A 24,024-nucleotide genomic window follows, 5' to 3' on the forward strand; every position below is an offset into this window, starting at 1 on the left:
ATGCGCCGATGCGACGAACCGCCGCCCCACCCTGCCCCTGCCAGTCGGGCAAGTCGTTCGACGACTGCTGCGCTGCACTCATCGCCGGGGAGCTTCTGCCCGACACCGCGGAGGCGCTGATGCGCAGCCGCTATACCGCGTACACACTGGGCGACGAGTCGTATCTCCTCGCGAGCTGGCATCCGTCGACCCGCCCGGCAGCGATCGATTTCACGACCGACCCGGCGCCCAAATGGATCGGGCTGCAGATCCGCCAACACGTCCAGACCGGTGCGGATGCCGCGGTCGTCGAGTTCGTCGCGCGATATCGCGTCGGCGGCCGCGCCCATCGCCTGCACGAGACGAGCCGCTTCGTGCGCACGCAGGGTCGCTGGCAGTATGTGGAGGGCGATATTCACGAGTGAAGCAGTCGTGCGTCACCCCCGACCCCTATAATTGCCCGGGGAATATCCCGCCCGACTGAATCCCGATGACAACCGACGAGCCGCAGAGCGATCCGGCAACGAGAAAAACATGAACCTCGAAAAAGTCATCTTCGGCTTCTTCATCGTGCTCGCCGCCACACTCAACTTTGGCTTCTTCGTCGGCGACATCGACGACCCTTCGCACCACGACATCTACGAGCTTTTCGCCGCGATCGTCGTGAGCCTGATCGCGACCGTCCTCAAGTTCGGCGACCGCACCCAGATCGGCGCGGTCCATCTGGCGACGAGCCTGGTGGCAGACCTGCAGCTCATCGCCGCCGCGATGGTATGGGGCTATGCCGCGCATGTCTCCGCCGGTGGGGTGACGCCCGAGATGGTCGCCCGGGTGGTTTCACTGTCGGGCGGAGCGCTGTTCGCGAACGTCGTGTCGGTGGCCATCCTGATCGCCGAAACGATCATGCAGCGCCGCTAGGCGGCCAGGCGCACCGATGACGCCCCTGCTGCGCCATCACAGCATCATCTTCCTGATCATGCGCCGCCTGCGGGCGCCGCTGATCCTGCTCATCAGCATCCTTGCGGTCTCGGTGCTCGGCCTGACGCTCGCGCCGGGCGTGGACGACGAAGGCAAGGTCCACTACCTGAGCTTCTTCCACGCGCTCTATTTCATGAGCTACACGGCGACGACGATCGGCTTCGGCGAGATTCCGTACGCATTTTCCGACCAGCAGCGCCTGTGGGTGACGCTGTGCATCTACCTGTCGGTGATCGGCTGGGCATACAGCGTCGGAACCGTGTTTGCCCTGCTCGCCGATCGCAGCCTGCAACTGGCGATCCGCACGCATCGCTTCCTGCGCGCAGTCAAGCGCCTGCGCGAGCCGTTCTACCTCGTGTGCGGATATGGCGAGACCGGACGGCTGATCTGCAGCGCGCTCGACCAGCTTGGCTATCGCGCCGTCGTCGTCGAATGCGACGAAGTCAAGGCCGGCGAAATCGACCTGCACAGCTACCGGGCGGACGTGCCGACGATGTGTGCCGACGCACGCAATCCCGACCTGCTGCAGTTCGCCGGCCTCACCCATCCGTATTGCATCGGCGTGATCGCATTGACGAACGACGACAGCGCGAACCTCGCAATTGCGATCGCCGCCCGTCTGCTCGCGCCGAAGATCCCGGCGCTGTGCCGCGCCGAGACGCCGGAAACCGCTGCGAACATGGCCTCGTTCGGCACGCGTTACATCATCAACCCGTTCGAGAAGTTCGCCGAATACCTGTCGCTCGCGTTGCACGCGCCGGCCGCGTGGCATTTGCTGACCTGGCTGACGGGACTGCCGGGGACGACCATCGAGCGTGAGCGGGACCCGCCGCCGGGCGGCTGGATCGTATGCGGACACGGGCGCTTCGGGCGAGTGCTGGTGCAGGCGATGGAACAGGAATCGGCGGTATCGATCACGATCATCGACCGCGAACCATCCGACGACCCTCACCACCGCTGGGTGCAGGGGGATGGCACCGGCGCAGCGGCGCTCGAGCAGGCGGGCGTGCGCGAAGCTGCCGGCATCATCGCCGGCACCGGGAACGATGTCGACAACCTGTCGATCGCGGTGACCGCGCGCGAACTGAACCCGGCGCTGTTCGTGATCCTGCGCCAGAACCACTATGCCAACCACTCACTGTTCGAGGCTTACGATTCCGACGTCGACGTCGTGCCCAGCGAAATCATCGCGCACGAATGCCTGGCGATCCTGACGACGCCGCTGCTCGTGCCCTTCCTGAACGAGGTCAAGCGCCGCGACGAACCCTGGTGCGCGGCGCTGCTCGACAGGCTGACCGGACGATTCGGCTGGCAGGTACCCAGCGTCTGGAGCGAACGCATCAGCTTCACCCAGGCACCGGCACTTCACCACAAGCTGATGCATGGCGCGACGATCGCCCTGCGAGAAATCTTGCGCGCCCCGTCGAACCGCGACGATGAACTCGCGTGCGAGGTGCTGTACCTGCACCGCGACGACGACGATCACCTCCTGCTGCCCGATCCCGACACTGAAATCCGCGCTGGCGACGAACTGCTGCTGGTCGGCCGGCAGGAGGCGAGGCATGAATTCGACCTGACGCTATCGAACGAACACGCCCTCACCTATGTGCTGAGCGGTCGGGATCTGCCGGGAGGATGGCTGTGGGAGAAATTCTCGCGCGATCCGGTGGCCAGCCCGGCCCCGCACGAACGCTGAGCCGGTTCAGCCCTGCGCGGCAACGAGGACGACCGTCTCGTCGCCGAAAGTGACCGTCTGGCCCGGGCGCAGCTTGGCCCGCTTGCGCGATTCGGCCCGCCCGTCGACGAGGACCCGCTGGCCTTCGACGGCGGCATGCGCTTCGCCGCCGGTTCCGGTCAGCCCGGTCGCTTTCAACAGCTGGTCGAGCTGGATGTATTCGCCGCGCACGGCAAAGGAAATTGTCATTGCATACTCCCGCACAGCCCTCTCGAGCTGCGCGAATCAATTGATCGATCGGAAGCCGCAAGCCTACACTGCCAACTCACTGTCTGCCGCCTCCGCGAACGAGAAACATGCCGCTGCCGCTCCTGCCAAGAATCGACCGCACGTACGTCCACGCGAACGAATCGGGGGCGCTGCAGCCGATCCGCACGGAGCGTGCATTCATCCGCGACGAAGACTTCGACTTCACCGTTCGCTGGGTATCTTCGCTCGCGCTGAAGGATGCCGGCCGGGTCAGCGCGGCGTTGCGCCGCGATCCGGACTACAACCCCTTTCTGCCGCCCGAAGAGGACCTGAACGTCGGGCCGGTCGGCAAACATCATCTCGCCGTGCTGAACAAATATCCGGTGATCGAGCGCCATCTGCTCATCGTCACGCGGGCGTTCGAATCCCAGACCGTGCCGCTCAGCCTTGCGGATTTCGTCGCCCTCGCGCGCGTCACCACCGAGCTCGGCGGACTCGGCTTCTACAATGGCGGCACCGAAGCCGGCGCGAGCCAGCGCCACAAGCATCTGCAATGGATTCCCGCCACTGCCGGCAGTTCGAACTTCGACGGCTTCACCGCCCGCCTGCCGGCGGATGTGCCCGGTGACGTCACATTCGACGCGACGCTGCCGTGGCGGCATTGTTTCGTGCGCCTCCGGCCTGCACCGCCAGGCAGCGATTGCGCCCTCAATGGAGCAACCCTGCACCAGGCCTTCCACGCCGCCTGCGACGCACTCGGCATCGCTGCCGACCGCGATCCGATGCTGCCCTACAACATGCTGACCGGCGGCGGCTGGCTCGTCGTGATTCCGCGCCGCCGCGAGCAGCATGAAGGCATCTCGGTGAACGCGCTGGGCTTCGCGGGATCGCTGTTCGTGCGCCGCCCGGAACAGATCGAGGTCGTGCGCCGCATCGGCCCGCTGCACCTGCTGGCGGCGGTCGGATTTCCAGCGTGATCGAAACCAGAAACGCCCGGAAGCCGACACCGGCGGACGCGCCGGGGCGCCAAGCCGCTTCAGGACTGCAGCGGCGGCAGACCGTGCCGGGTGCGCGCGCGGTCGCACGCGTCTTCGCCGATCCCGAGCGCCGCATAGGGCGCAAAGTCGCGGCACGGCGAAGGCCGGTTCAAATAGATCGTGCAATGGGCGCGGACACCGATCTCGCCGGCCAGGGCCACGCAACGCGGCGGCCCTTCATCGGTGCCCCGCATGCGCACGAGCGCCCCGGTGACCGGCACGGTCATCGCGTCCGGCACGCCGCCCGCCGTCGCGCCAGCCAGCTCGGAGCGGTGAAAATCCACCCGGAAAGCCGCACAGCACGCGCCGCACCGGACGCAGTGATCGTCGCTCATCGGCTCGCCGGACCGCACGCCATGCGTTCGATGACGGGAACCGGATCGGCCGAACTGCCCATCATCGCGGGGCGCCGCAGCATTTCTTGTATTTCTTGCCGCTGCCGCACGGACAGGCCTCGTTGCGCCCCGCACTTGCCGGTGCCGGTGCAGCCGGCTCATCGACCGACAGCAGCTCGACCGGTGCGAGCCCGAGCTTTCGCCACTGCCCGATGATCTCGCCGACTCCCGTGACGGCGAGTTCCAGCCATTGCAGCCGCGTGGCATCATCCGCCGCGCTTGCCGACGCTTCGTCGGCCCATGGCGTCATCATCGTGTCGATCGCATCCCGGACGGCCTGCGCCGCGTCCTCGGGCACGCCCTGGTCCCAATCGTCCGACCACAGCTCGAGCCCCTGGGCGAAGCCTTCGATCCATTCCTCGCCGATCCGCAGCGAATCGCCGTCGCCTGCCGCGTAGCAAAAAGGCTCCCAGCCTTCGGGCTCGCCGATCGTGGTCGCCAGTTCGTTGTAATAACGCCGCACCAGCCCGATTGCCCGCTGCATCTGGCTTCCCGAACCGAACGACACGTCCTCGCCATGCGCGGACCACACCTCGGGCAGCCACCGCTCGGGCGCGATCCGCCGCGGCGACGCGAGCACCGCGACGAGATATCCGTCGAGCATCTCCAGGTCCATGCAGTCTTCGGGCACCGCGTCGGACGTGAGCAGCTCTTCGAGGGCTTCGAACTGCGCGTCGTCGAGCAGATGGGAGTTCGGCGTTTCGTCCTGGGGCGCTGCTTCGATATTCATCATTTCTTCTCCGTCAAGGCAGGCAGGGTGCGCCTTCGGACAGCGGCGCGCAAGCCGCAGGGCCGAGGTCGCAGATGACGCGATACAGCTGCTGGCCGGAGTCCCGATATTTGCGCTCGAAAGGCGTCAGCGGGATCGGCGCGGCGAATTCCTCCGGGATGATTTCCTGTCCCGTCACGCGCCCGAGCGCACACGCGAACTCCTCGATATAGACATGCCAGTTGCTGCGGCACTCCAGCACGCCGCCGAGCCGCGGGATGAACGGGAACACCGGATGGGCATGCCAGCGCCGCGCCAGATGCCCGATCTTCGGCCAGGGGTTCGGATAAAGGATGTAGTGGCGTGCAAGCGTCAGGCCGGCATCGCAGCACAGTCTCCAGTAATCGACGAGATCGGCGCGCACGAACACCATGTTCGTCGGCAACAGCGCCTGCGGGTAGGGCTTGCGCCGGTTCAGGCGGTCCTCCGACTGGTCGACACCGATCACCCAGTGATCGGGAAAGCTGCGCGCCAGCTGGATCGTGCTGTGCCCGACGCCGCAGCCGGCGTCGAGGATCAGCGGCGCCGTTCCGTTCCACCCTTCCAGGCTCGCGGTGAAGGCCGCCTGGTTGTAGTCGGCATAGGGCTTGCGGAAGGATTCGGCGAGATGGCGCTCGACGCGACGCAACAGCTGCTCGTGGACGCCGGACTGGGCGCTCGCGGGAATGCGTGAATTGGCGTAGCTCATCGACTCGGGACTCCGGCGGCACGCGCCAGGCCGACGATCCCGCGACGCATCAGGACAGGGTCGATTTCGGCCCGAAGGCGCATCAAACACATCTCCTCGAAAAGGCTACCGGCGCGAGGATGATTACTGCGCAGCAGGTTCGGCTTTCGATAGTTATCCATTGGTATCAATATTTAGCAAATGTCAATGATCGCCATGTCTAGCTACTCGACGCCCAACGCCTTGAACGCAGCATCCACCGGGTCCGAGTAAAAACTTGTCTGGAACTTTGCAAAGAGCTCACCTGGAACCGTCGGAATGTCGGTCACGCTCGACATCGGCAACAGTATTCGCTTGGCACCCGCATCAAAGGCCACCTGCAGGCTCTCGGCCAGATTGCGGACCTGGACCACGGTACCACCAAGACTCATATCGCCCAGCACCACCATTTGAGGCTGAATCGGTTTGGCGAGCGCGGCAGAACACAAAGCGATCAGTCCTGCGAGGGTGAATGCCTTCGGCGTCCCGGTGTGCTGCAGCTCCAGCAGATGCAGGTGGAAGTCGTGCTCACCCGGTTTGATAGAAGCGCTGATCCGGCTTGCATTGGCCTTGAAATAATCGAAGGCCACCTTTACGGCTTCGCGCGGTGCCACACCGGAGACCGATGCCTTGCCGTTACCGGCGATAGCCTGGACTTCCACCCTGTAGGTACCCGGCATTTCAGACTCTCCCAGGCTGATCGTATGCAGCGTGCCGGGATTGAGCCGCCCCTCGGGAATAAGCGCACCGCCTGACTGTTCGGGCACGGTGACGAAGCGCTCCTGGCTGTCTTCCAGGTCAATGTAGCTGAAATGCACATCGTAAAACTCCATCCCGCCGATCTTCTTCAACTGCTCCTTCACCCGACGACGGCTCTCGAGCGCGTACTCCAGGCAGCGGCGCACGCTCTCCTTGTCGTACTCGCCATGCGGGCAGATCAGCTTGAGCAGGCCGGAGACGGTCCGGCGCACGGCGATGGTGTCGCGCTGGTTGAGGTTATTGCCCAGCTTGAACCACTTGTCGATCGCGTCGGCGAAGTTGCGCTTGCGCATCTCGCGCAGGTACTCGGCCAGATAGTCGACGATCAGGCCGTACTGGTTGGTGAAGAACTCCGGGCGCATCTTCGGAATCTCCCAGCCCGGCACGTAGGCGTGGAAGCGGTCGAAGAAGGCGGAGTCGATCATGGCCTCGGGAAAGGGTGCGAGCAGATGGCTGGTCTTCACCAGGGATTCGACGCTCTGGTTGATGTTTCCGACGAAGACCATCGAGGCATTGGCGTTGATCGCCTCCCTGCCCCGGCTGAAGGAGCCGGACGCCATGTAGTCCTTCATGATCTGCACGCCGTCGTGGTCCTTGAAGTTGATGCCAGCCACCTCATCGAAGGCGACCGTATCCCACAGGCCGACCAGGCCCACCTTGCGCGCGCTCATGTTGTAGAAGAGGTTGGCGACGGTCGTCTGCCCCCCCGACACCAGGATGCTGTTCGGGCTGATTTCCTTGTAGATGTGGCTCTTGCCCGTGCCGCGCGGACCCAGCTCGCAGAAGTTGTAGTTGTTCTCGACCAGCGGAATCATCCGCGCGAGCAGATGCCACTTCACCCGATCCTTGAAGCAGCCCGGCTCCATGCCGGTCGAGCGGATCAGCGCGTCGATCCATTCATCCTCGGTAAAGGCGCGCCGCCCCTCGAACAGGCCCGCCATGTCCATGTTGGGCATCTGGATCGGCTTGAGATCGGTCACCGTGAAGGGCGAGCCGCGCTGGTTCTCCTCGAACTGGTAGTTCAGGGTGACGATGCACCAGATGCCGCCCACCAGGAGCTTCTCGAACTGGCGCACGAAGGCGTCCGACACCTCGGCGTTCTTCACCCCCAGGTTCGAGAGCAGCGCCTCGTAGACGTCGCGCTTCTCGTTGAGCTTCACGGTCACCTTGTCGATGACCTTGTAGCTGCCGCTCTCGCGGATCTTCGACTTGATCTTCTCGGCCTCATCCGGCCGCACGTAGTTCTCGGCCAGGATGCGCTTGACCATCGTCATCCCGTTCTGGATCGTCGCCTCGTCGTCCGACGCGCAGTACATCCCGAGCAGGTACTCGAGCACATAAACGGGAACGTTTGCGCCCTCCTTGATCAGCTTGGTCAGGTCCTTGCGGACCACCTTGCCGGCGAAGTGGGTGTTGAGAAGCCGATCAAGTCGGGCGGTATCCACGGGTTCGGTCATGTGTGTTTCAGAAGTCATTCGTAAATGCGAGATCAACCCGCAGCGGCACACGCAGCACTTCGACCTTGGTGGCCGCATCGCGCGTGGTCAGCCAGTAGTCGCGCGTCTTGTCGTAAGTGCCTGCGAGCACGGTCAGGAACACCGAGCGCTTACGCTCGTCGAGCAGCTGCGAGGCGCTGTCGAAGGTCAGCGTCTGCTCGTTGCTGATCAGCCGGTCACCATCGCGCAGCGCGATCACCACCGTGCGCGGCAGCACCTTGTCGGAGACTGCCTCGGTCTGGATGAACTCGAAGCGCTGGGTGTTGGTGACGACCTTGTTCGACGCACCGAGCAGGCTGAACTCCACATGCCGCGCCTTCTCCTTGTCGGACTCGCTCTCGCGCACCGTGATCACCGGCACCACGATCTCCTGCGGCATCGCGCTGCCGTGCACGAAGCGCGCCCCACCGGCAAAGTGGAAGCGGCTCGCGCCCTTCGGTACCCAAAAGTCCAGGCTACCGTCCGGATCCGTGCCTGCCGTCAGCGCCGTGTTGCCGCACCATGCCTTGGGCGACGTGCCGATGCCGCGCCCGAGCAGGTAGCGCTTCTTCGCCTTCAGCGTGCCCTCCGGCTGCGCGTCGAGCGCCGACTTGTCCGCAGCCAGCAGCGGCGCCTCCTGATAGATGAAGCCGTGGTCGGCGGTAAGCAGCACCGTCGAGCCGTTCAAGCTGTTGATGATGAAGCTCACGAGCTGCGAGAGCTGGGCCAGAGCCTCGTCCACCGCGCGGAACGTCATCCCCTCGGTGGCCTGCTTGTCGCCCAGGGCATCGATGTGGTCGTGATACACATAGATCACCCGCCGATCGCGCACCAGCGCCCTGCCCTTGTCCTTGCCCAAGGCGAGCAGCTCGTCGGCCTTCATCGCCAGCCCCTCGTACTTCTCCAGGTGTGCGTGGCGCTGTTCCAGCGTGGCCACCGGCTGGCCATCGGCCACCACATCGAGATTGCTGTTGGCCTTGTAGGCCAGACTGTGATGCGGCAGCAGCGCCGCCATTCCCAGCGTGGTATAGCTCGGCAGCACGCCCAGCTGCGACGACAGCCCCGCCTTGAACCGACTCTTGCTGTTGAGCTGCTGCACCAGCTCCTCAGCGGCCTCGTAACGGAAGGCATCCGAGATCACCACGAACACCCGCTTCGCACCGGCCGCCAGCAGTGGCGCAACCTGGATGTCGAAGAATCGATGCTGGTTCGGCATCCCGGCGGCCGTCCATTGACTCAGCAAGCCCCCCTCGCCCTCGATCACCTTGGCCCAGGCCGTACCGAACTGCGGCAGAAACCAACCCGTGTAAGTCTCCTCGATGCGCGTGCGCAGTTCGTGCAAGACTGCCCACCCCATCGGCTCGACCTTCTCCCCCGCCTCATGGAAATGCCGATACAACTGGTCGAAGCGGAACAGCTCTGACTGATAGGCCATCAGCGCCGCCTCGGCGTTGGCAAAGCTGAAGCCCGCATCGAAGCGCGCCTTCAGCTCGAAGAACGCCGCCCCAGCCTCGATCGCGTCGTAGCACGCCGCCAGCGCGCGGCTCTCGCTCGAGCTCTGCGCCATCAGCCGACTCGCCCAGTGGCCATCTCGCCGACGGGCGATCAGCGCCTGCATCGCCTCATCGCTCGCCCCTGCGCCGGCCAGCACACGATCCTTCAAGTCCTTCAGGATCCTCCGTTCGGCGACCGCAAAGGTCATGGTCTCGGCCAAGGCCTCGCCTGGCAGCACGCTCAGCACCCCATCCAGGCCGATCTCGCCGGCCACCGCATCCGAAAGCAGGCTGTAGCTCTCATAGGCGGCCATATCGGTCCGCCACCGCGCTGCAAACACCGACGCGTTAGCCGCCAGCGTGCGATCCGGCAACACAAAGTGCCGCAGCGACTCTGGCGCCTTTCCGGACAGGGAGCGGCAAAAATCCGTCACCAGAATCCGATACAACAGACCCCGCAAGGTGAAGGCCGGGGCCACGCCATCCGCACCGTAGCCCAGCGTTTGCCGAGCAAAAGCCCAGAACGCCGAATCCAGTTCGTTGGTAACGATGTCCTGCCAAATACGCGGCTCGCGCGCCAAATCTGCCTCGCCCTCATGCACCATCGAACTCAACAGGCGCAGCAGAATGGTCTGGAAATCCGCCTGCTCCGAGCGCACCAGCACGGCCAGCATCTTGCGGTCCAGCGCCTCGGCGTCGTCACTGGGTGTCACCAGCCGACGCAGCTTTTCGACGCGGTCCTTGGCACGCAGAAACTTGCTGCGCGCCTTCAGATGCGGGCGCAGGGCCTGGCCCGTCAGGCCCAGATCGTCCAGCAGCATGGAGTTCGAGTCGGCACGGAACGCCCGGCCGCGCAGGCGCAGGTCGAGCAGCCAGTCCTTCGCCGGATCCGGCTCGGCCGCCGGTCGATAAAACAACCAGCGCGTGCCGGGCGCGCGCTCTACGTCGAGCTTCACCTGCAGGGCTGGCGTGCGGTCGAGCCGCAGGATGTGCACCCCGTCCAGGCTGAGGCTATCTATCCAGGTAGAGAACTCCCCTTCCGGGTCATCCCAGAACAGAAGCTGCTGCGTCGCAAACTGCGCCTGCAGGGCCTCGATGATGCGTTGATGGCTCACTACGACTCCTGATCCACGAACCCAGAGGCCCGCTTAAAGGTAAACGGGACACAGCCGGTCCATCTTGGAAAGATCATCCAGATTGCACTCCTGCCGCAGTGTGGCGAAGCGGTCCGCATGGTGCGTCGTCACCGGCAGTCGCGGATGTCGGTAGAGCGATGCCCCGTGTATGCGGCTCAAGAGCACCACCTGTCTGGCGAGGGTGTGGAGATCCGTTTCACCGTAACGCTTGCGCAGGCGCAACGGCCGCACGGTGACCTTGTCTCCCCAACTCGATCCGAGCTCCTCGCCGCTGTAGGTGGCGATGATCAACTCATCCAGCCCCGGGAGTTCGAAGGCGTCGCCCACCTCAGGATTGCGGAATTCCTTCTTGTTCTCCGCAACGAAGGTGCGTCGATACAAGGGCGGACAACCGCTCTTCACGATTTCGAGCACATCCAGCCCCACCGAATGGTCGCGCTCGAAGTCGCAAATCACGTCCAGTGACTCAAAAAGCCGCCCATCGCGATGCAGCGCAATCCTGCGCGGCAGCGCACCGGAATGCGCCTGCCGATATGCCTCCAGGCTACGTTCCAGCAGATCACGCAACACGGCATCTTCAACCCGCTCGCCACGCTGCGCTTCGGCGAGTTGCCAACCCAGTTGTGCCCCCTCACGGGTAAACAGGAATGCAAGTCCGGGCGCCCGCTGGCTGACACCGCCCAGATCGAGACCAATGAAGAGGTCAGTCTCGCCCGGCATGTCGTCAATCGCACACAGCACGCCGCCACCCTTGCTGAACACGCCGGCCGCCAAGTTGTTGTAGTAGGTGGACTGATAGGTCCTCGGCGGGTAATCGAGCCGCATGAACTGCGTCGCCAGCCCGTAGCGGTAAGCCACGTTACGAATCTTCCGCTTGTCCGCGCCCCGTCCCAGACCAATCAGCAGCAAGGCGTTCTCCGGCTTACGCTGGCCAAGACGCTGGTTCAATGCTTCGGCATCCCCTGCAGGCGGCGCTGTCTTCCAGGACGGCAGATCGGAATGCCACTGGCGACAAACGCGCTCGACCGCCTCGAAGTGGCGAACAGCGACCGCCTGCTCCAAGGCCGTACCCCCTACGACCAAGGGCACAACCAGCTTTCGCGTCATCCCCTGGTAGGCGCCGTGGCGCAATACCGCCCTTTCGCTGTCTGCTACCGCAGCACCGCGAAAGCGTAGCCGAAACTCCGGCTTCAGATCGCGGGCAAAGCGCTGCGTATCCTCAACGGCCTGCAGACATGCGTCCAGTTCGCTGACCTTCAGCCCCTTGACCAGCCGGATTGCCGCCTTCAAGCGCTCCCCCACCGGCCATTTCAGACTGCGGGCAATCCGCTCCAGCATCGCACAGCGGCCGAGATCGCTCGGCCCTTCACCACTGAGCAACAACAGCATCAGCCCGCCTCCGCCGCTTCGCGGGCTGCATCCTCGTCATCCAGCGTCATGCATTCCTGCGCGAGCAGGTTGAGGTCCGTATCCACGAACGCCTCACCCGGCCCCATTACTTCCAGCTTCTTTGCAATGCGCGGCACCTCGAAGAACGGCCGCGCGCGGGTTTCTCCGCGCTCGCTCTTGTAGATGAAGCTTACCGACTCACGCGCAACGGCATCGTCCAGATAGTTCAGGATCATCGGGCTGTGGGTCGTCACCAGAATCTGCTGATGTGCCTCCACCAGCGCATCGACCAGCTTCTCGATGATCTCGGGGTTCATGCCGTTCTCGATCTCGTCGAGGAGGATCAGCGAACGGTCGGAATCTGCCTGCGCCAGCACGGCCAAGACACGCAACAAGCCGTCGTTGACGTGGCGTGCCTCGGTCTCGAGACGCTGCGTACCGAACTGCTCGATGACCGTCAGCCGCTTCCAGCCGGCACGTTGCGTCGACACCTTGAAGTCGACAAGCGTGGGATAAAAGCTTCGCAGCAGTTCGAGCAAGCGATCTCGTGCCGCGCCCTTGATGCCATGCAGAAACGCGGTCAGCTTCTCGCCACCCGCACCGATGTCGGTGTCCCCCGATCTGGCCCGGCGTCGCATCAGGTTGGGCGCGAGCAGTTCGAGGGAGCGGATCTTCCGCATGCAGTCGCGAAATTCGAGCAGTGACGCGGGCAATTCCTCGTCGCGCAACTGCGACAGAATCGAACCCTGATACTTGAAGGTGAGCGGGGCGTCTTTTCCGCCGCCGATCCGATAGTGTCGCCCCTTTACATGCAGCAAGACCCCGCCCGACCCGACGACCGTTTCGGTTGAGCATTGGAGCTCCGTCCTGTTGAAAGTCGCGACCCAGTTGAGCTGCTGGCCGCTCGAAGTGCGAAAGCTCACCGCCACCGAGATATTGCTCTCTGGGCGCAGCTTGCAGTTCAGCTCTGACGCGCTCCACTCGCGCATCGCCAGCCACTCGTCGATGCGCCCTTCCATCAGCTGTGCGATGAAGTCGATGGCCTGCAGCACGGTGGACTTGCCCGCGCCGTTCATGCCGACCAGGCAGTTGAACCGGTGCAGTCGTAACTTGAACTGAGCCAGTGACTTGAAGTTCCGGACTGCAATCAGCTCAATCATCGGATATCACCCCTCCAATCGACGCCATCCTGTGCGCACAAATCCGCTCCATCACTCAAACCCCATCCGCTGCCACACCACACCCAGATCGTCCGGGACCGCGCGGGTCCTGAGAACAGAAATCCGCCGTGTCCTGGCGTCCTTCTGACCCAGTAACCGGTCCAATAGCGGATGAACATACTTTGGGTAGAAACTCTTGGCGTGGATTCGCTGCGTACACAGCCTATGCAGCCCCTCCTCTGCCAACGCGGCCTCAAGCGCACGCACCGTTTCGACGATATTCTCAACATCGAGCGTATCTCGCCAGCCCAATAGCCTCTCACGCAGCGTCGGCTCGTCTGGAACATTCGGCGCATCAAGCACCGCATCCGGAAAGCCCGCCCCGCGCAGCCGCTGCCACAACGGCCGGATCTCCTGCCACAGAGCCGCATGGCGGATCCACGGCTTCAGCCCCTGTGAGAACGCCTCGAAGAACGCCGCCTGGCCACCCACAATCTTGTCCCGTTGCTTCTGCGGGAATGCGGCCCATAGTTCATCGGGGTCAACCAGATAGCTTTCCAGGCAGAACCTCGGCAGCACCAGCAGGTTTGGCGTCTCCTGCATGTACTGCTGGATCTCGTCCTCCATCCATTCATCGCGGTCGACGAGTCCCAGCCATTGCGGCTCAACGGCGGCGATCTTCTGCACCATTCTCTTGTTGCCCGCCTCCACAAGATGCCACGCTTGCTCCCAAGCCGGGAACTTCTTGTCGAGAAAGATGCGGAAGGCATCCACATCGTCCGAGCCTTCGACAAGCAAGACCCGAGCCCCCGATTCCCCTACGAGCTGTGTACGGATCTGCGCGATGCGCTCCTGCACCTTGCTCACTGCTCACCTCCGAGCTCGATGCGCTTGCCCGAGGCTTCATAGCGCTGCCATACCTCGGGCAGATGGGAGCTGATGATCAGTTGCCCGCCCAGATCGCTGACGAGCTTCTCCAAGCTCGACAACATACCAGCCACCAAAGACGGGTGAAGATAGAGATCCGGCTCGTCGATCAGCACCACGGCCCCCTTCTCCGCCCAGCGCGAAAGCAGATAAAGGAGGATCAGCACCTGGTGCTCTCCCGCACTCAACTCATCCAGGGTATGAAACTGAGCCCTGCGCCCCTTCAGCTTCACCCGCAGCCGGCCTTCACCGGGCTGAATATCCGGATCGATCTCCTTGCCCGACAGAAAGCCGTTCAGCAGTCGGATCACCTCGTGATACTTGTGCAGCTGAGTGGTTTTCAAGGTGATCAGCGAGGCTTCAAGTTGGTCCTTCCAGTCCTCACTCGCCACGTGCTTCGTCAGCCAGCGTCGCCCCGGATTCTCGGCGATGTGCTCCCCCACATTGCGTCGTGCAGGCACCCAGCGCCGCTCCTCCGCATCCAGAAAGATCACATTGGGGAAGTCGACCTTGTCGAAGCTCAGGATCATCTTCTTTCTGGCCTCGGACCACGTCTGAAGCCAGGGCTGTCTGGGCATCAGCAGTTCCCGCTTGGGGTTGCCCGGCTTGCCCGTTCGCGCCACGCCTTCGCCGATCCAGGCCACCTCGGCCAGTTCCGCCTGCAGCGCGTGACACCAGCTCAGCTCCCCGAACACCAGCCCCACCTCCTGGCCAGCGGTCGGCAAACCCTCCAGCACCACGGCACAACCGCCCCAGCGCTGCAGCCATTCCCGCGCCGCGTGGCTTCTTGGCAGCGCCTTGCGATGGTCGAGCCAATAGCCCAACGCCTCCCACAGCATGGCAACTGCCCGCAGCAAGGTGGATTTGCCACAACCGTTCGGCCCCGAAAGCAGCGCCCGGGCCTCGATGCTGTCATCCCAATCGTTCACCAGACGAATGGTCTGATCACCCAATGGGCCGACGTCCTGAAAGTAAAACGCCTTGATCTTCATTCTTCGCTCGCTCCCCCGCTCACCGCCTTCACCTCCGCCAGCAGATCGCCGAACTTGCCGTAGTTCACCTTCACCCCGTCATCCAGGTCCAGGCGGATGCGCATGTCGGCGTAGTGGCGGAGCTTTTCGTCGTAGGCGAGGAGTTCGACGTGTTTCTTGCGCAGCTTCTCGATCTGCTTGTTGAGCTTGTTGCGCGCGGCGGTGCTGGGGGCGGCGGTGGCGTCTTTTTCCAGCATCTCGATGCGGGCCTGCATCTTGCCGGTGAGCGGCACGACGTATTCGGCGCGTAGGCGGGCGAGCGTGCCATCAAAGTAGCGGTGCAGGTAGACCAGCGCCTGGAAGGCGCCTTGTTTGCCGCTGGAGAACAGCCAGTAGATGGGGCGCTTCTTGTAGGTCTGCAGGTGGTCCTTGAAGAACTTGTCGGCCAGGTAGCGGCGGAGGGTTTCGTCCGGCGTCTCGCCGGCCTTGGTGCCCAGGCTCTCGGCGAGCCAGGCCATGTTTTCGTCCAGCGTGTCGGCGCCCCACACGGCGCGCAGGAACTCGCGCACGCGGTTGGCGGCGTCGTCCTCGAACCAGAACTCGTCGGTGATCGGCACGATGCCGTCGGCGTCGGCCGGGAAGGTCGGGTAGCGGGTCGCGTCGAAGCCGATGTTACCGGCGTGGGCGTAGATCAGACCGGGTTCGTCGAGACTGTAGCGCCCCATCATGCAGCCGATGGTGTAGGAGATCAGGCGTTGGGAGTCTTTCTCGCGGTCGGCGCGAGCGAGGGTAATCTGGTCTTCTGGAAATCGAGGATCAACTTCGTTCTGCAGTGAAAAGGCGTTAATAAAGACAGTATTGTTTCGCTCTTCGAGGATCTTCATATCACTGAACGATGCTGCCGTCACTGCGGCGTGCTTCAACCATGAGCTTTCCAGTTCTGCCGTCCGTGGCGAGCTACTCAGAAGCGGCGACACTGCGAAATCTGCCGAAACCTCATTCGCATCCCAATCTGATTTAGCATGCGACACACAAGCTTGTGCAATTGCCATCAGTTCTTCACCGCGACCACTAAAAATTGACGACGGAAATGGAAGGCTAGCGATATTTCCAACCGAAAAATTCATGGTTGGATTTATATTCTTCATTATCAGAGAACCAATCGACGAACAAAGGTAAGCTGCTGCGAATATTGCGTCTGAACCAAAAAGCATTGGTCCTTTATTGTTAAACGTAAACCCTTGTGGCGAATACCTAACTCCAAAGTAGCTTGCGGATATATATGACCAAGTGACGCCCTCCTTGAGTTGATAGCCGAGGTTGCTGACCGTACTCTTTGGATGACTCTTTACTTCTTGCCCGTTATTGGACCAGTTGATCACGTACTCGTGGTTTCCATACCAGCGTCGATACTCTCCTCCCTTGTGATGCCAAAGCCACTTGAATTTAGTGCCGGTCAGCGCTTCAAACGAAGTTGCATTGGTTGCTATTTTATTGTGATCAACTTCGTACCAATACCTTAAAAAAAGATTATTATCCCCAGTCTTCAACCCTTCGCATGGACGGTAGTATTTGTCCAGTCTTTCGTTCTGGAGAAATGCATCAAATAGCTTATCGCTCATCCCGTACGAAATTGGCTTTCCGGGTAATAGCTCAAAGCGCCTCCATTGCTGTCGATGACGACCACCTGAATCCTCGTCCTCGATGAGTAATTTCAGCTTTCCAGCCTGTGAATCGCCCGAACCCAAGTGACCTAGGTCAAAGTACTCACCACGAAAATCCGGCAGGGTGCGCTGGAATACGAATGCACATAAAGAGACAATCGCCGACTCAAAGAAAGCTGTAAATGATGGCTTTACAAGACTGGTGACGGCCCCTGCTTCCATAAGTTTTTCCCGGAGAGCGGCGTATGACGAGGTAAAAAGCCATGTGAAAGGCGTTACACAACCAAGGGCACCACTTCTCCTGAGAAACAGGATGTACCTAGCAACAGACGACGAAAACAAGTCTTTCTCGCAACCAGCGAAAAAGCTTTTTAAATGTGTTTTCAGCAGTTGGTTGATGTAGCTTGACCCCATATACGGCGGATTCGCCACCACCGCATCGAACTTCCGCCCCAGCACCCGTGCCTGCTCCACCAACGGCATCAAGTCCTGCGCCGCCGCCTGCGCATACAGATCCCCGGTCTCGTTGGCCTTCGCCAACGCCTCCGCCAGCGTCGGCAGTTGCCCGTTCAGCGCATCCGGAATCTGGATCAGCGAACCGAAGGTCTTGGCGTGCTCAAAGGTGTCGAGCAGCGCCTTGACGGTGGCGCGCTGCACGCCGAAGGGCGCGAGATGGTTGGCGAGTTCGTCCAGGTCCAGCCCTTTGCTCTCCTGCAGGCTCAGCACATTGAGTCGGGGCGGGTCGTTGAACAGGCGGCGGTCGTCGGCGCGGGCCTTCATCAGCAGGGCGAATCCTGCGAGCTGGGCGGCGCGGTCGTCGATGTCGAGGGCGTAGAGGTTCTTTTGCAGGATCAGGCGCGGGATGTCGCGCAGGCGGTAGCCGCGTTCCAGGTAGATGCCTTTGAGCAGGGCGTAGGCTTCGACCAGGATGTGGCCGGAGCCGCAGGCGGGGTCGAGCACGGTGATGGATTCGGGATTCAGGCTGCCGCCGTCCTCGGCCATGCGGGTCTGGATGAGGGCGTCGAGCTGGGCGTTGACCTCGGGGGTCTGCTCGGCGGGCTCGATGTAGTACGGCCATTCGCTCTTGAGCGTGCTCGACGGGTTGGCCATCAGCCACAGGCGACCGACGCTGTTCTGCACCAGGTATTGCACGATCCAGTTGGGGGTGAAGAGCTGGGTGGCGGCGGGGATGTCCTCGCTCTTGACCACCTTGCCGATGACCTGGTCCTTCTTCTCGCTGATGTAGAACTGGTAGAGCCAGCCGATGATCTCGACCTGCGCCCAGTCTTCTTCCGCAATCTCGGCGACCAGCCGAGCGATCACCGAGTCGGTACGGAGCAGGTTATCGGGCAGCAGCAGCTCGGTTTCGTCGTCGATGCGCTCGAAGAGGAAGGGCATGGCGGCGGAAAGCGCGTTGCACTGGGCGACCAGCAGCAGGCGGTAGAGCTCGCCATCCTTGTTGCCGGCGAGCTTGAGCTCGGCGATGTGGGCGGCATCCAGTCCGGGCAGTTCGCGACTGGTGGCGAGGTCGGCGGCGTGGGCAAGGATGTCCGGCAGGCCGCCGGCGGTGGCGCTGGAGAGCACGCGGTGACCGTGGCTGAGGTATTCGTGCAGCTCCATGAAGCGCAGCGCGGCAAAGCGGTTGAACCAGGTGTAGGCAACTGCTTCCATGGTCTGGGCGAAGCCGTCACGCCGAATGCGTCTGATGAGCCGTTCGCGCTGCTCATGCACTTTGGCCGGCCATTCGCGGCCGGCGATGATCGCCACGTCGCCCCGACGTTCGTTGGGCAGCACCTCCAGCTGGCCTGCAGCTTCGGAGATGCCGAGCAGATTCGCCCGTTGCGTCACGGCAGCAATGAAATCCCTGCGGGCCTGGGGAGCGTAGGTCTTGAGTTTTGATTTGTTCATGGGGCAGGTCTTGTTCGGGTTCTGGGGTGGCGCAGGGAGTGGGCTGAGCGTATAAACACATAAACACCGATCATCAGGAGAACCCGATGCCGACGACACGCTGGAATGTGGCGGTTTCGACCGAAACCGACCAGGCTCTGCGGATGTTTCTCGCCAGCCAGGGCGGCGGACGCAAGGGCGATTTGTCCCGCTTCATCGAGGAAGCGGTGCGCGCCCATATCCTGGAATTGAGCGCAGAGGAAGCCAAGGCGGCCAATGCCGGCGTGAGCGAGACGGGTCTTGCCGCCATGGTCGAAGAGGCGCTTGACTGGGCCAAGGCGCCGTAACGCAGGCGACGACGCCGGAAAAGCTGCACCAGTTCAGCGCCGATAACCCGGACGATGTCTTCCTGCTGGCCATGGCTGCCGCCGGCAAGGCGGACTACCTGGTGACAGGAGACCGCCGGGCCGGCCTTCTGCAACGCGGCCACCTCGGGCGCACCCGCATCCTGACGCCGACAGCGTTCTGCGCCGAGGTGCTGAAGGCCTGAACCCGGCATCACGCTTTTCTCATTGCAGCCGGGCACGCTGGCCGGCATTAATGATTTTGAGCAGCTCCGACTTGAGGCGGACAAGGTAAGTGTCGACCTCGGCTTCGGTTTCCAGATAGGTTTTGCCGGCAAGATCAGCCACGCGGACGACCTTGCTCGGCTTGGGCGGAGCGACCGTCGGGCCGGTCTTGGTGGCGGTGTTCTGGTTGCCATGCTCGGCCGCGGTGCCGGGCGCTGTTTTCGGCGTGGCGGCTTCGATCATCGCCATCGCCGCATCGAGGGCGTCGCCGGCCTGATCCTGGCAGTAGAAGATCATCGGGATACTGGTCAGCCCGGCAACCTTGATCTTGAGCTCCTGCAACTTGAGCAAAGCACGATTGCGCAGGGCGGCGTCGGCATGGACCGCATCCAGGGCCTGTTCGACCTCTGCGATTTTCGCGTCGATCGACAACAGAGCGTGCTCGCGCCTGCCTTGGGCCAGCCCTTCGTTGATCGCATCGACGGTGGCGATGAGCGGCTCGATCTGGCTCACCATGCCCCAGGGGGCGGGATTATCGCGCAGGCTTTCCAGGGTGCCCAGTGCGGCCGCGGCCTGGATGTTCTTGTCCAGCGCGTCGTGGTTGTCGGCGTAGCGCTCCAGCGTATCGAGCAGGCGTTGCCAGGTGGGGCGCTGAGTCTTGTAGAAGCTGGCAACGTCGTGAGCATCATCGGCAAGATCCAGCCAGGCGTCCCGATCCTTCACCAGTGACTCGACGAACTCGAAGCTGTCTGCGATGGCCAGTTGTTTGCCGATACGGGCGACGACGGTATCGATGATGGTTTTGCCCGGATGGTGCTTGGTGGCGGCCAGCGGGGCATAACCCTTGAGCTCGCTGTGCCAGCCGGCGAGCCGGGTGCGCATGGCGGCCACGAGGCCGTCTTCGTCCTCGGGCGGCAGACTGGAGAACAGCGCCTGATGCAGCTTGCGCGCCTTCTTGATGCTTTCCGCGTCGGCGACCTTGCGCTTCAGGATGGAAACCTGCTTGAAGCGCGCCGACTTGGTGAGAGGCTCGATGGCCGCGCGGGGTTCGAGGTCGGCGCTGTCCATGACGAGCTTGATTTCTCCCGCCATGAAGAGCCGTGCCACCAGCAGCACGACTTCCCACTCGGGTTTCCAGCCCCAGGGAATGCCGGTGAAGCGGGCGACGACCTCATCGAGCATCACGCGACTGGCGCTGGCCTTGAGCTGCAGGTATTCGCGCATTTCGGCCAGCGCCAGCGGATTACCCTCGTCTCCGCCCAGGGCAAGCTTCTTCTGGATGATGTCGTCGGCCAACAACACCGCCTTGATCTCGGCGGTGGGGTCGGGATTGCGATGCTTCAGGTAGCCGAGCTTGGTATAGGTGTTGGTGATGAGGTAGTTGCCAAGCTCGTCCAGCAGGCTGCTGGCGTTACCGGCCTTGAGTTCGACGCGCTGGCCCAAAGCGTAGCAATCGCCCTGCAGCAGCATGGCGGACAACTGTTCCCGCAGACGGGTACGCCGTTCGCGGTTTTCGTCCTTGCGGTTGAGGAGGATGGTGCGCAACGACGGCGTGGCGTTGCTGGCCTTGGGGCTGTCGATGTACTTCTCGATCTGCCGGTAGAGGTTCAGCTCGATGTCGAAGCGCTCGCCTTCCGCGAGCTTGATCAGGACGCGCCCGTGACCTTCGCTGCTGCGCAGGACGGCCTTGGCATCGGACAGGGTTTCGTAGTCGTCGCCGAGGGGCGAGACGATCTCGACGCTGAGTTCGTGGGTGGCATTCTTGTAGGGAACGCCGTCGAGCAGGCGGTTGAAGTCGTAATCGCCCTTGGTGTCACGGTGACGGATGCGGGTGGCGCCCTGCAGGATGTCGTCGAACAGCAATTCACACAGCAGCCGGGCCTTTTCGGCCGAGGGGACTTCGACATTGCCGATTTCGCGGGCGACGTCACGTTCTTCGTTGGTGAGGAAGAACCACAGGTCGCCGTTGCGGCTGACCAGCCGCTGCGCCTCGAGGCGGGCGAGGCTTTCCTGGATTTTGCGTTTGAGGGCGAGTTTGTCGGTGTCGATGCGATCCACGCACAAGGTGGCGAGGTTGTCGACGTTGGGTTTGACGATATCGCCGATGTAGCGGATCAGGAACAGCGCCTTGAGCAGAAGTACGTCATAGGCTTCGAGTGCGCCGTTTTGTGGTGCCTCGTCGATCGAACGCTTGGCGACGGTGTCGATGAAGCTTTCGATCGACGGGTAGAAGTCGTAAAGCGGAATCAGCAAACCGACGGGATGGTCGGCATTGCGCACGGCCGCTGACTGGAAGGCGTCGAGAAGTGACCGTTCGCCGCGAGAAAGGTGCTTGCCGGTGGCGCCGACCTTGCGGATGGATTCGAACACCTTCTGCAGCAGCGTGAACTGGTAGGGGGCGTAGGGATAGACGCCGACGAATTCGGCCGCATCCTTGTAGCTGCGCAGGTTGACCGAGTTGCCGACAAAGGCGAGTTGGTTGTTGATGATGTCGCCGGACTTTTCGAAGGTGTCACGCAACGCGCCATGGGCGGCCTCGGTCTTGGCGAGCAGGCGTTCGCCGATCACCTCGTCGGTGTTCGAACTGGCCAGCGACAGCCGGGTATGGAAGCGCCCCTGGATCTTGGAGAAATCCTGCGATTTCGCCTTGTTTGCCTCGCCCAGGGCGGCGTCGATGTCTTCCTGACTGGTAACGATCACCCATGCCCTGCCCTGCGTGGCCGTGCCGAGTTGCTCGGTGATGGTTTGCAGCGTGAGCATGAGCTGGGTGTTGTCGCCGATGAACTGACCGACTTCGTCCGCCAGGAAGATGATGCGATGGCCGGCAGGCCTGGTATCCAGATAGTCGCGCACCAATCTGGCGAAGGATTCGATGTTGATGCGGTATTCGTCGCGGGCGCGGTCGAACCACTGGCCAGCCGATTCGTCGCTTTGTTTGAGGGCAACCGCAAGGGCATGAACGACGTCATCGCGCAGAAAATCGACTGCATCGCGTTCGGCTTCCCACGTGGAGCCGTTGCTTTGCGCGAAGGCGGACTTGAACGCGTCGTAGGCGCCCTTCTCCACCAGGTAGCGCTCCATGTGCGCGATGTGGGGTGCATCCGCGCTAAAGCCGAGTTTCTCGTTGAATACCCGCAAGAAGACCTGCAGGATGACGTCGCGCTCGTCTTTGCTGTCGGCCTTGGCGTCGATGTTGAAGAGGATCACGTCCGCACTGCCGCGCACCGCGCGCTGAATGTCGGCGAGCAGCATCGGATCCTTGATCTTGCGCTCATCGAAGAATGCCGCGGCCCGTTTCCTTTCACCGGTGGCTGGGTTGGTCGCTTGGAGGCTCTCCAGCAAATAGGAGAGGATCTTGATGAAGTGCGACTTGCCCGAGCCGAAGAAGCCGGACACCCATACGCCCATGCGTGCTCCCAGCACCGGGTCGTTGGGGTTGTCTGCCGCCGCAAGATAGGCATCGAAGAAACGGCGGAAGTGGTCGGTGAGCTGCTTGGTGACGACGTATTCGTCCAGTTCCTGCCAAATGCTTTCGGCGTCTTTCTGGTCGGCCTTGATCACGCCGTTGATCGGACGGTCGATGGCTTTGGTGAAGAGTTCCCTGATCTGCATTATCGGTATCCGAAGTTTGGTCAAGGCACAAGCCGGAAGGCGCGGTAGTAGTGGTCTTCCGACAACTTGTTGAAGAGGCGTAGCGAGTAGCCGTCATAGCGGCCGGGGTAGAACATCAGCAGAGGCGTTTGCTTCATGTGCGGATGTAGCGCGGAGAGCAGCGTATGTGTGCGAAGCATGGGGTACGCGGCCCCCACACCGGTGAGCATCAGGAGGTCTAGTGCGTCCGGGTTGTGTTGCTGCACGATGCGCTCGGCGAGCTTGTCTTCCTTGAGCACGCGACGCAGAGATTCGAGCGCCTTGTCGTCCCCCTGCTTGCCTTGCATGTCGATGGCCTTGTCCAGCAGCTTGCGATCTTCGAGGAGGTTCACCACCAGTTCGAACAGGTCGAGCGTTGCAAAACTCAGGGGCGGCTGATGTTTCTTGAGAACGGGTTCGATCACGCTGGAAATGAAATCCCGCATGGCGATTTCCGCATCAGGCGGATAGTCGAAGATCCAGAAGCCAATCTCGTTGCCAAGGCCACGGTTCTGCAGGAAGTCCTCGGACGTGACGCGAGGCAGGATCTGATTGAGGCGGTCCTCGAAAGTGTCGGTCATTGCTTGAGTTCCATGGCGGCAAGCACTGCGGTTTCCGATCGCGCCTGCAAGTAGCGCAGCACCTCGGGGTGCAACATCGGGGGCGTCAGCTGCAAGTTGCGGGTGGATTCGAGATAGCGCGCTTCGGCCAGCATGCGCAGCACGACCTGCAGAAGCTTGGCCTGCGTGCTGGGCGACCACGTCCCCACTATGGAGTCGCGCTGTGCGCAATCAGCCAGAAAGGCGTCCCAGTTGGCGGGCGACAAGGTGTGCTCCAGTCGGCGCAAGTGCCCGGCCACCACATCGCGCATGAAATCCCCAAGCAACCGGCTGTGCTTGATTGCCGCAGCGAGCAGGATCTGCAGCGCGATTTCCTGTTCCCCATCGGCCACCATCTGCCAGCCCAATTCGTCCAGCGTTTCCAGCCGATTGCGGATGAGTCGCGCCTGGCGACGGGCGGTGGCCGGAGACTTCTTTTGCAGGATGTTGTCGTACTTGAGGGTGTCAAACCAGGTGACGCGATCCGGATGAGTGAGCAGCAGGCGGGCGATGCGGCGACTTTCGACCAGCATCAGAGAGCCAGCCGAGATTTCGGCGTTGTAGAGCACAGGAGATT

At 62.5% G+C, this 24,024-nt stretch carries 20 protein-coding genes; 6 read left to right on the top strand and 14 right to left on the bottom strand.

Annotated elements, in window-relative coordinates; genetic code table 11:
• The first annotated feature begins 8 nt into the window (after positions 1 to 8).
• The 3 genes from GO606_RS04860 (at position 9) to GO606_RS04870 (ending at position 2,653) form a co-directional block, all read left to right on the top strand.
• A complete protein-coding gene (locus GO606_RS04860; RefSeq protein ID WP_169117237.1) occupies positions 9 to 404 on the top strand; it encodes a YchJ family protein in 396 nt (131 codons plus the stop codon).
• A gap of 109 nt (positions 405 to 513) precedes the next feature.
• Complete coding sequence (locus GO606_RS04865; RefSeq protein WP_053422113.1) at positions 514 to 897, top strand: DUF6394 family protein; 384 nt, start codon at positions 514 to 516, stop codon at positions 895 to 897.
• 16 nt (positions 898 to 913) lie between these two features.
• Positions 914 to 2,653 (top strand): potassium channel family protein, encoded by a 1,740-nt coding sequence (locus GO606_RS04870; RefSeq protein ID WP_169117238.1) that lies wholly within the window; start codon positions 914 to 916, stop codon positions 2,651 to 2,653.
• Between the two features lie 6 nt (positions 2,654 to 2,659).
• Here the strand turns inward: GO606_RS04870 and GO606_RS04875 are convergent, their stop codons facing one another.
• A complete protein-coding gene (locus tag GO606_RS04875; RefSeq protein WP_169117239.1) occupies positions 2,660 to 2,881 on the bottom strand; it encodes an RNA-binding S4 domain-containing protein in 222 nt (73 codons plus the stop codon).
• Between the two features lie 107 nt (positions 2,882 to 2,988).
• On the opposite strand from GO606_RS04875, the gene GO606_RS04880 reads away from it, so the two are divergent.
• The gene (locus GO606_RS04880) at positions 2,989 to 3,858 is read left to right on the top strand and encodes an ATP adenylyltransferase family protein (RefSeq protein WP_169117240.1); all 870 of its coding nucleotides are present in this window, start codon (positions 2,989 to 2,991) and stop codon (positions 3,856 to 3,858) included.
• 59 nt (positions 3,859 to 3,917) lie between these two features.
• On the opposite strand, the gene GO606_RS04885 is transcribed toward GO606_RS04880, so the two are convergent.
• The 10 genes from GO606_RS04885 to pglX form a co-directional block, all read right to left on the bottom strand.
• On the bottom strand, positions 3,918 to 4,253 hold the full coding sequence (locus tag GO606_RS04885; RefSeq protein ID WP_169117241.1) for a YkgJ family cysteine cluster protein: 336 nt from the start codon (positions 4,251 to 4,253) through the stop codon (positions 3,918 to 3,920).
• A 61-nt stretch (positions 4,254 to 4,314) separates the two neighbouring features.
• The gene (locus tag GO606_RS04890) at positions 4,315 to 5,043 is read right to left on the bottom strand and encodes a UPF0149 family protein (protein WP_169117273.1); all 729 of its coding nucleotides are present in this window, start codon (positions 5,041 to 5,043) and stop codon (positions 4,315 to 4,317) included.
• Between the two features lie 13 nt (positions 5,044 to 5,056).
• Complete coding sequence (gene trmB / locus GO606_RS04895; RefSeq protein ID WP_169117242.1) at positions 5,057 to 5,770, bottom strand: tRNA (guanine(46)-N(7))-methyltransferase TrmB; 714 nt, start codon at positions 5,768 to 5,770, stop codon at positions 5,057 to 5,059.
• 203 nt (positions 5,771 to 5,973) lie between these two features.
• Positions 5,974 to 8,004, bottom strand: a complete 2,031-nt coding sequence (brxL, locus tag GO606_RS04900; RefSeq protein ID WP_169117243.1) for a protease Lon-related BREX system protein BrxL — start codon at positions 8,002 to 8,004, stop codon at positions 5,974 to 5,976.
• Positions 8,005 to 8,011: 7 nt separating this feature from the next.
• Entirely contained in the window at positions 8,012 to 10,630 is a 2,619-nt protein-coding gene (gene pglZ, locus GO606_RS04905; RefSeq protein WP_169117244.1) for a BREX-1 system phosphatase PglZ type A, read from the bottom strand.
• A 33-nt stretch (positions 10,631 to 10,663) separates the two neighbouring features.
• Positions 10,664 to 12,040, bottom strand: a complete 1,377-nt coding sequence (locus tag GO606_RS04910) for an argonaute/piwi family protein (protein ID WP_246979374.1) — start codon at positions 12,038 to 12,040, stop codon at positions 10,664 to 10,666.
• Entirely contained in the window at positions 12,040 to 13,200 is a 1,161-nt protein-coding gene (locus GO606_RS04915; protein WP_169117245.1) for an AAA family ATPase, read from the bottom strand. Before GO606_RS04915 ends, GO606_RS04910 begins: the two co-directional genes overlap by 1 nt.
• 51 nt (positions 13,201 to 13,251) lie before the next feature.
• Positions 13,252 to 14,067: a DUF4435 domain-containing protein gene (locus GO606_RS04920; RefSeq protein ID WP_169117246.1), complete on the bottom strand. Its 816-nt coding sequence runs from the start codon at positions 14,065 to 14,067 to the stop codon at positions 13,252 to 13,254.
• A complete protein-coding gene (locus tag GO606_RS04925) occupies positions 14,064 to 15,119 on the bottom strand; it encodes an ATP-binding protein (protein ID WP_169117247.1) in 1,056 nt (351 codons plus the stop codon). The genes GO606_RS04920 and GO606_RS04925 overlap by 4 nt, the downstream gene beginning before the upstream one ends.
• Positions 15,116 to 18,670, bottom strand: a complete 3,555-nt coding sequence (gene pglX, locus GO606_RS04930) for a BREX-1 system adenine-specific DNA-methyltransferase PglX (protein WP_169117248.1) — start codon at positions 18,668 to 18,670, stop codon at positions 15,116 to 15,118. The genes GO606_RS04925 and pglX overlap by 4 nt, the downstream gene beginning before the upstream one ends.
• 86 nt (positions 18,671 to 18,756) lie before the next feature.
• On the opposite strand from pglX, the gene GO606_RS04935 reads away from it, so the two are divergent.
• Both GO606_RS04935 and GO606_RS04940 read left to right on the top strand, forming a co-directional pair.
• Positions 18,757 to 18,996, top strand: a complete 240-nt coding sequence (locus GO606_RS04935; RefSeq protein ID WP_169117249.1) for a ribbon-helix-helix domain-containing protein — start codon at positions 18,757 to 18,759, stop codon at positions 18,994 to 18,996.
• A gap of 71 nt (positions 18,997 to 19,067) precedes the next feature.
• Positions 19,068 to 19,199: a PIN domain-containing protein gene (locus GO606_RS04940; RefSeq protein WP_425532186.1), complete on the top strand. Its 132-nt coding sequence runs from the start codon at positions 19,068 to 19,070 to the stop codon at positions 19,197 to 19,199.
• A gap of 19 nt (positions 19,200 to 19,218) precedes the next feature.
• On the opposite strand, the gene brxC is transcribed toward GO606_RS04940, so the two are convergent.
• From brxC to GO606_RS04955, 3 genes are read right to left on the bottom strand one after another with little or no spacing between them, the layout of a single operon-like run.
• On the bottom strand, positions 19,219 to 22,830 hold the full coding sequence (gene brxC, locus GO606_RS04945) for a BREX system P-loop protein BrxC (RefSeq protein ID WP_169117250.1): 3,612 nt from the start codon (positions 22,828 to 22,830) through the stop codon (positions 19,219 to 19,221).
• Positions 22,831 to 22,850: 20 nt separating this feature from the next.
• Positions 22,851 to 23,429: a DUF1788 domain-containing protein gene (locus GO606_RS04950; protein WP_169117251.1), complete on the bottom strand. Its 579-nt coding sequence runs from the start codon at positions 23,427 to 23,429 to the stop codon at positions 22,851 to 22,853.
• Positions 23,426 to 24,016 carry a DUF1819 family protein gene (locus tag GO606_RS04955; RefSeq protein WP_246979376.1) on the bottom strand — a complete coding sequence of 197 codons (591 nt, stop codon included), beginning with the start codon at positions 24,014 to 24,016 and terminating at the stop codon, positions 23,426 to 23,428. Before GO606_RS04955 ends, GO606_RS04950 begins: the two co-directional genes overlap by 4 nt.
• Positions 24,017 to 24,024 lie beyond the last annotated feature (8 nt).

Source organism: Aromatoleum anaerobium, from assembly GCF_012910705.2.
Lineage (GTDB): Bacteria > Pseudomonadota > Gammaproteobacteria > Burkholderiales > Rhodocyclaceae > Aromatoleum > Aromatoleum anaerobium.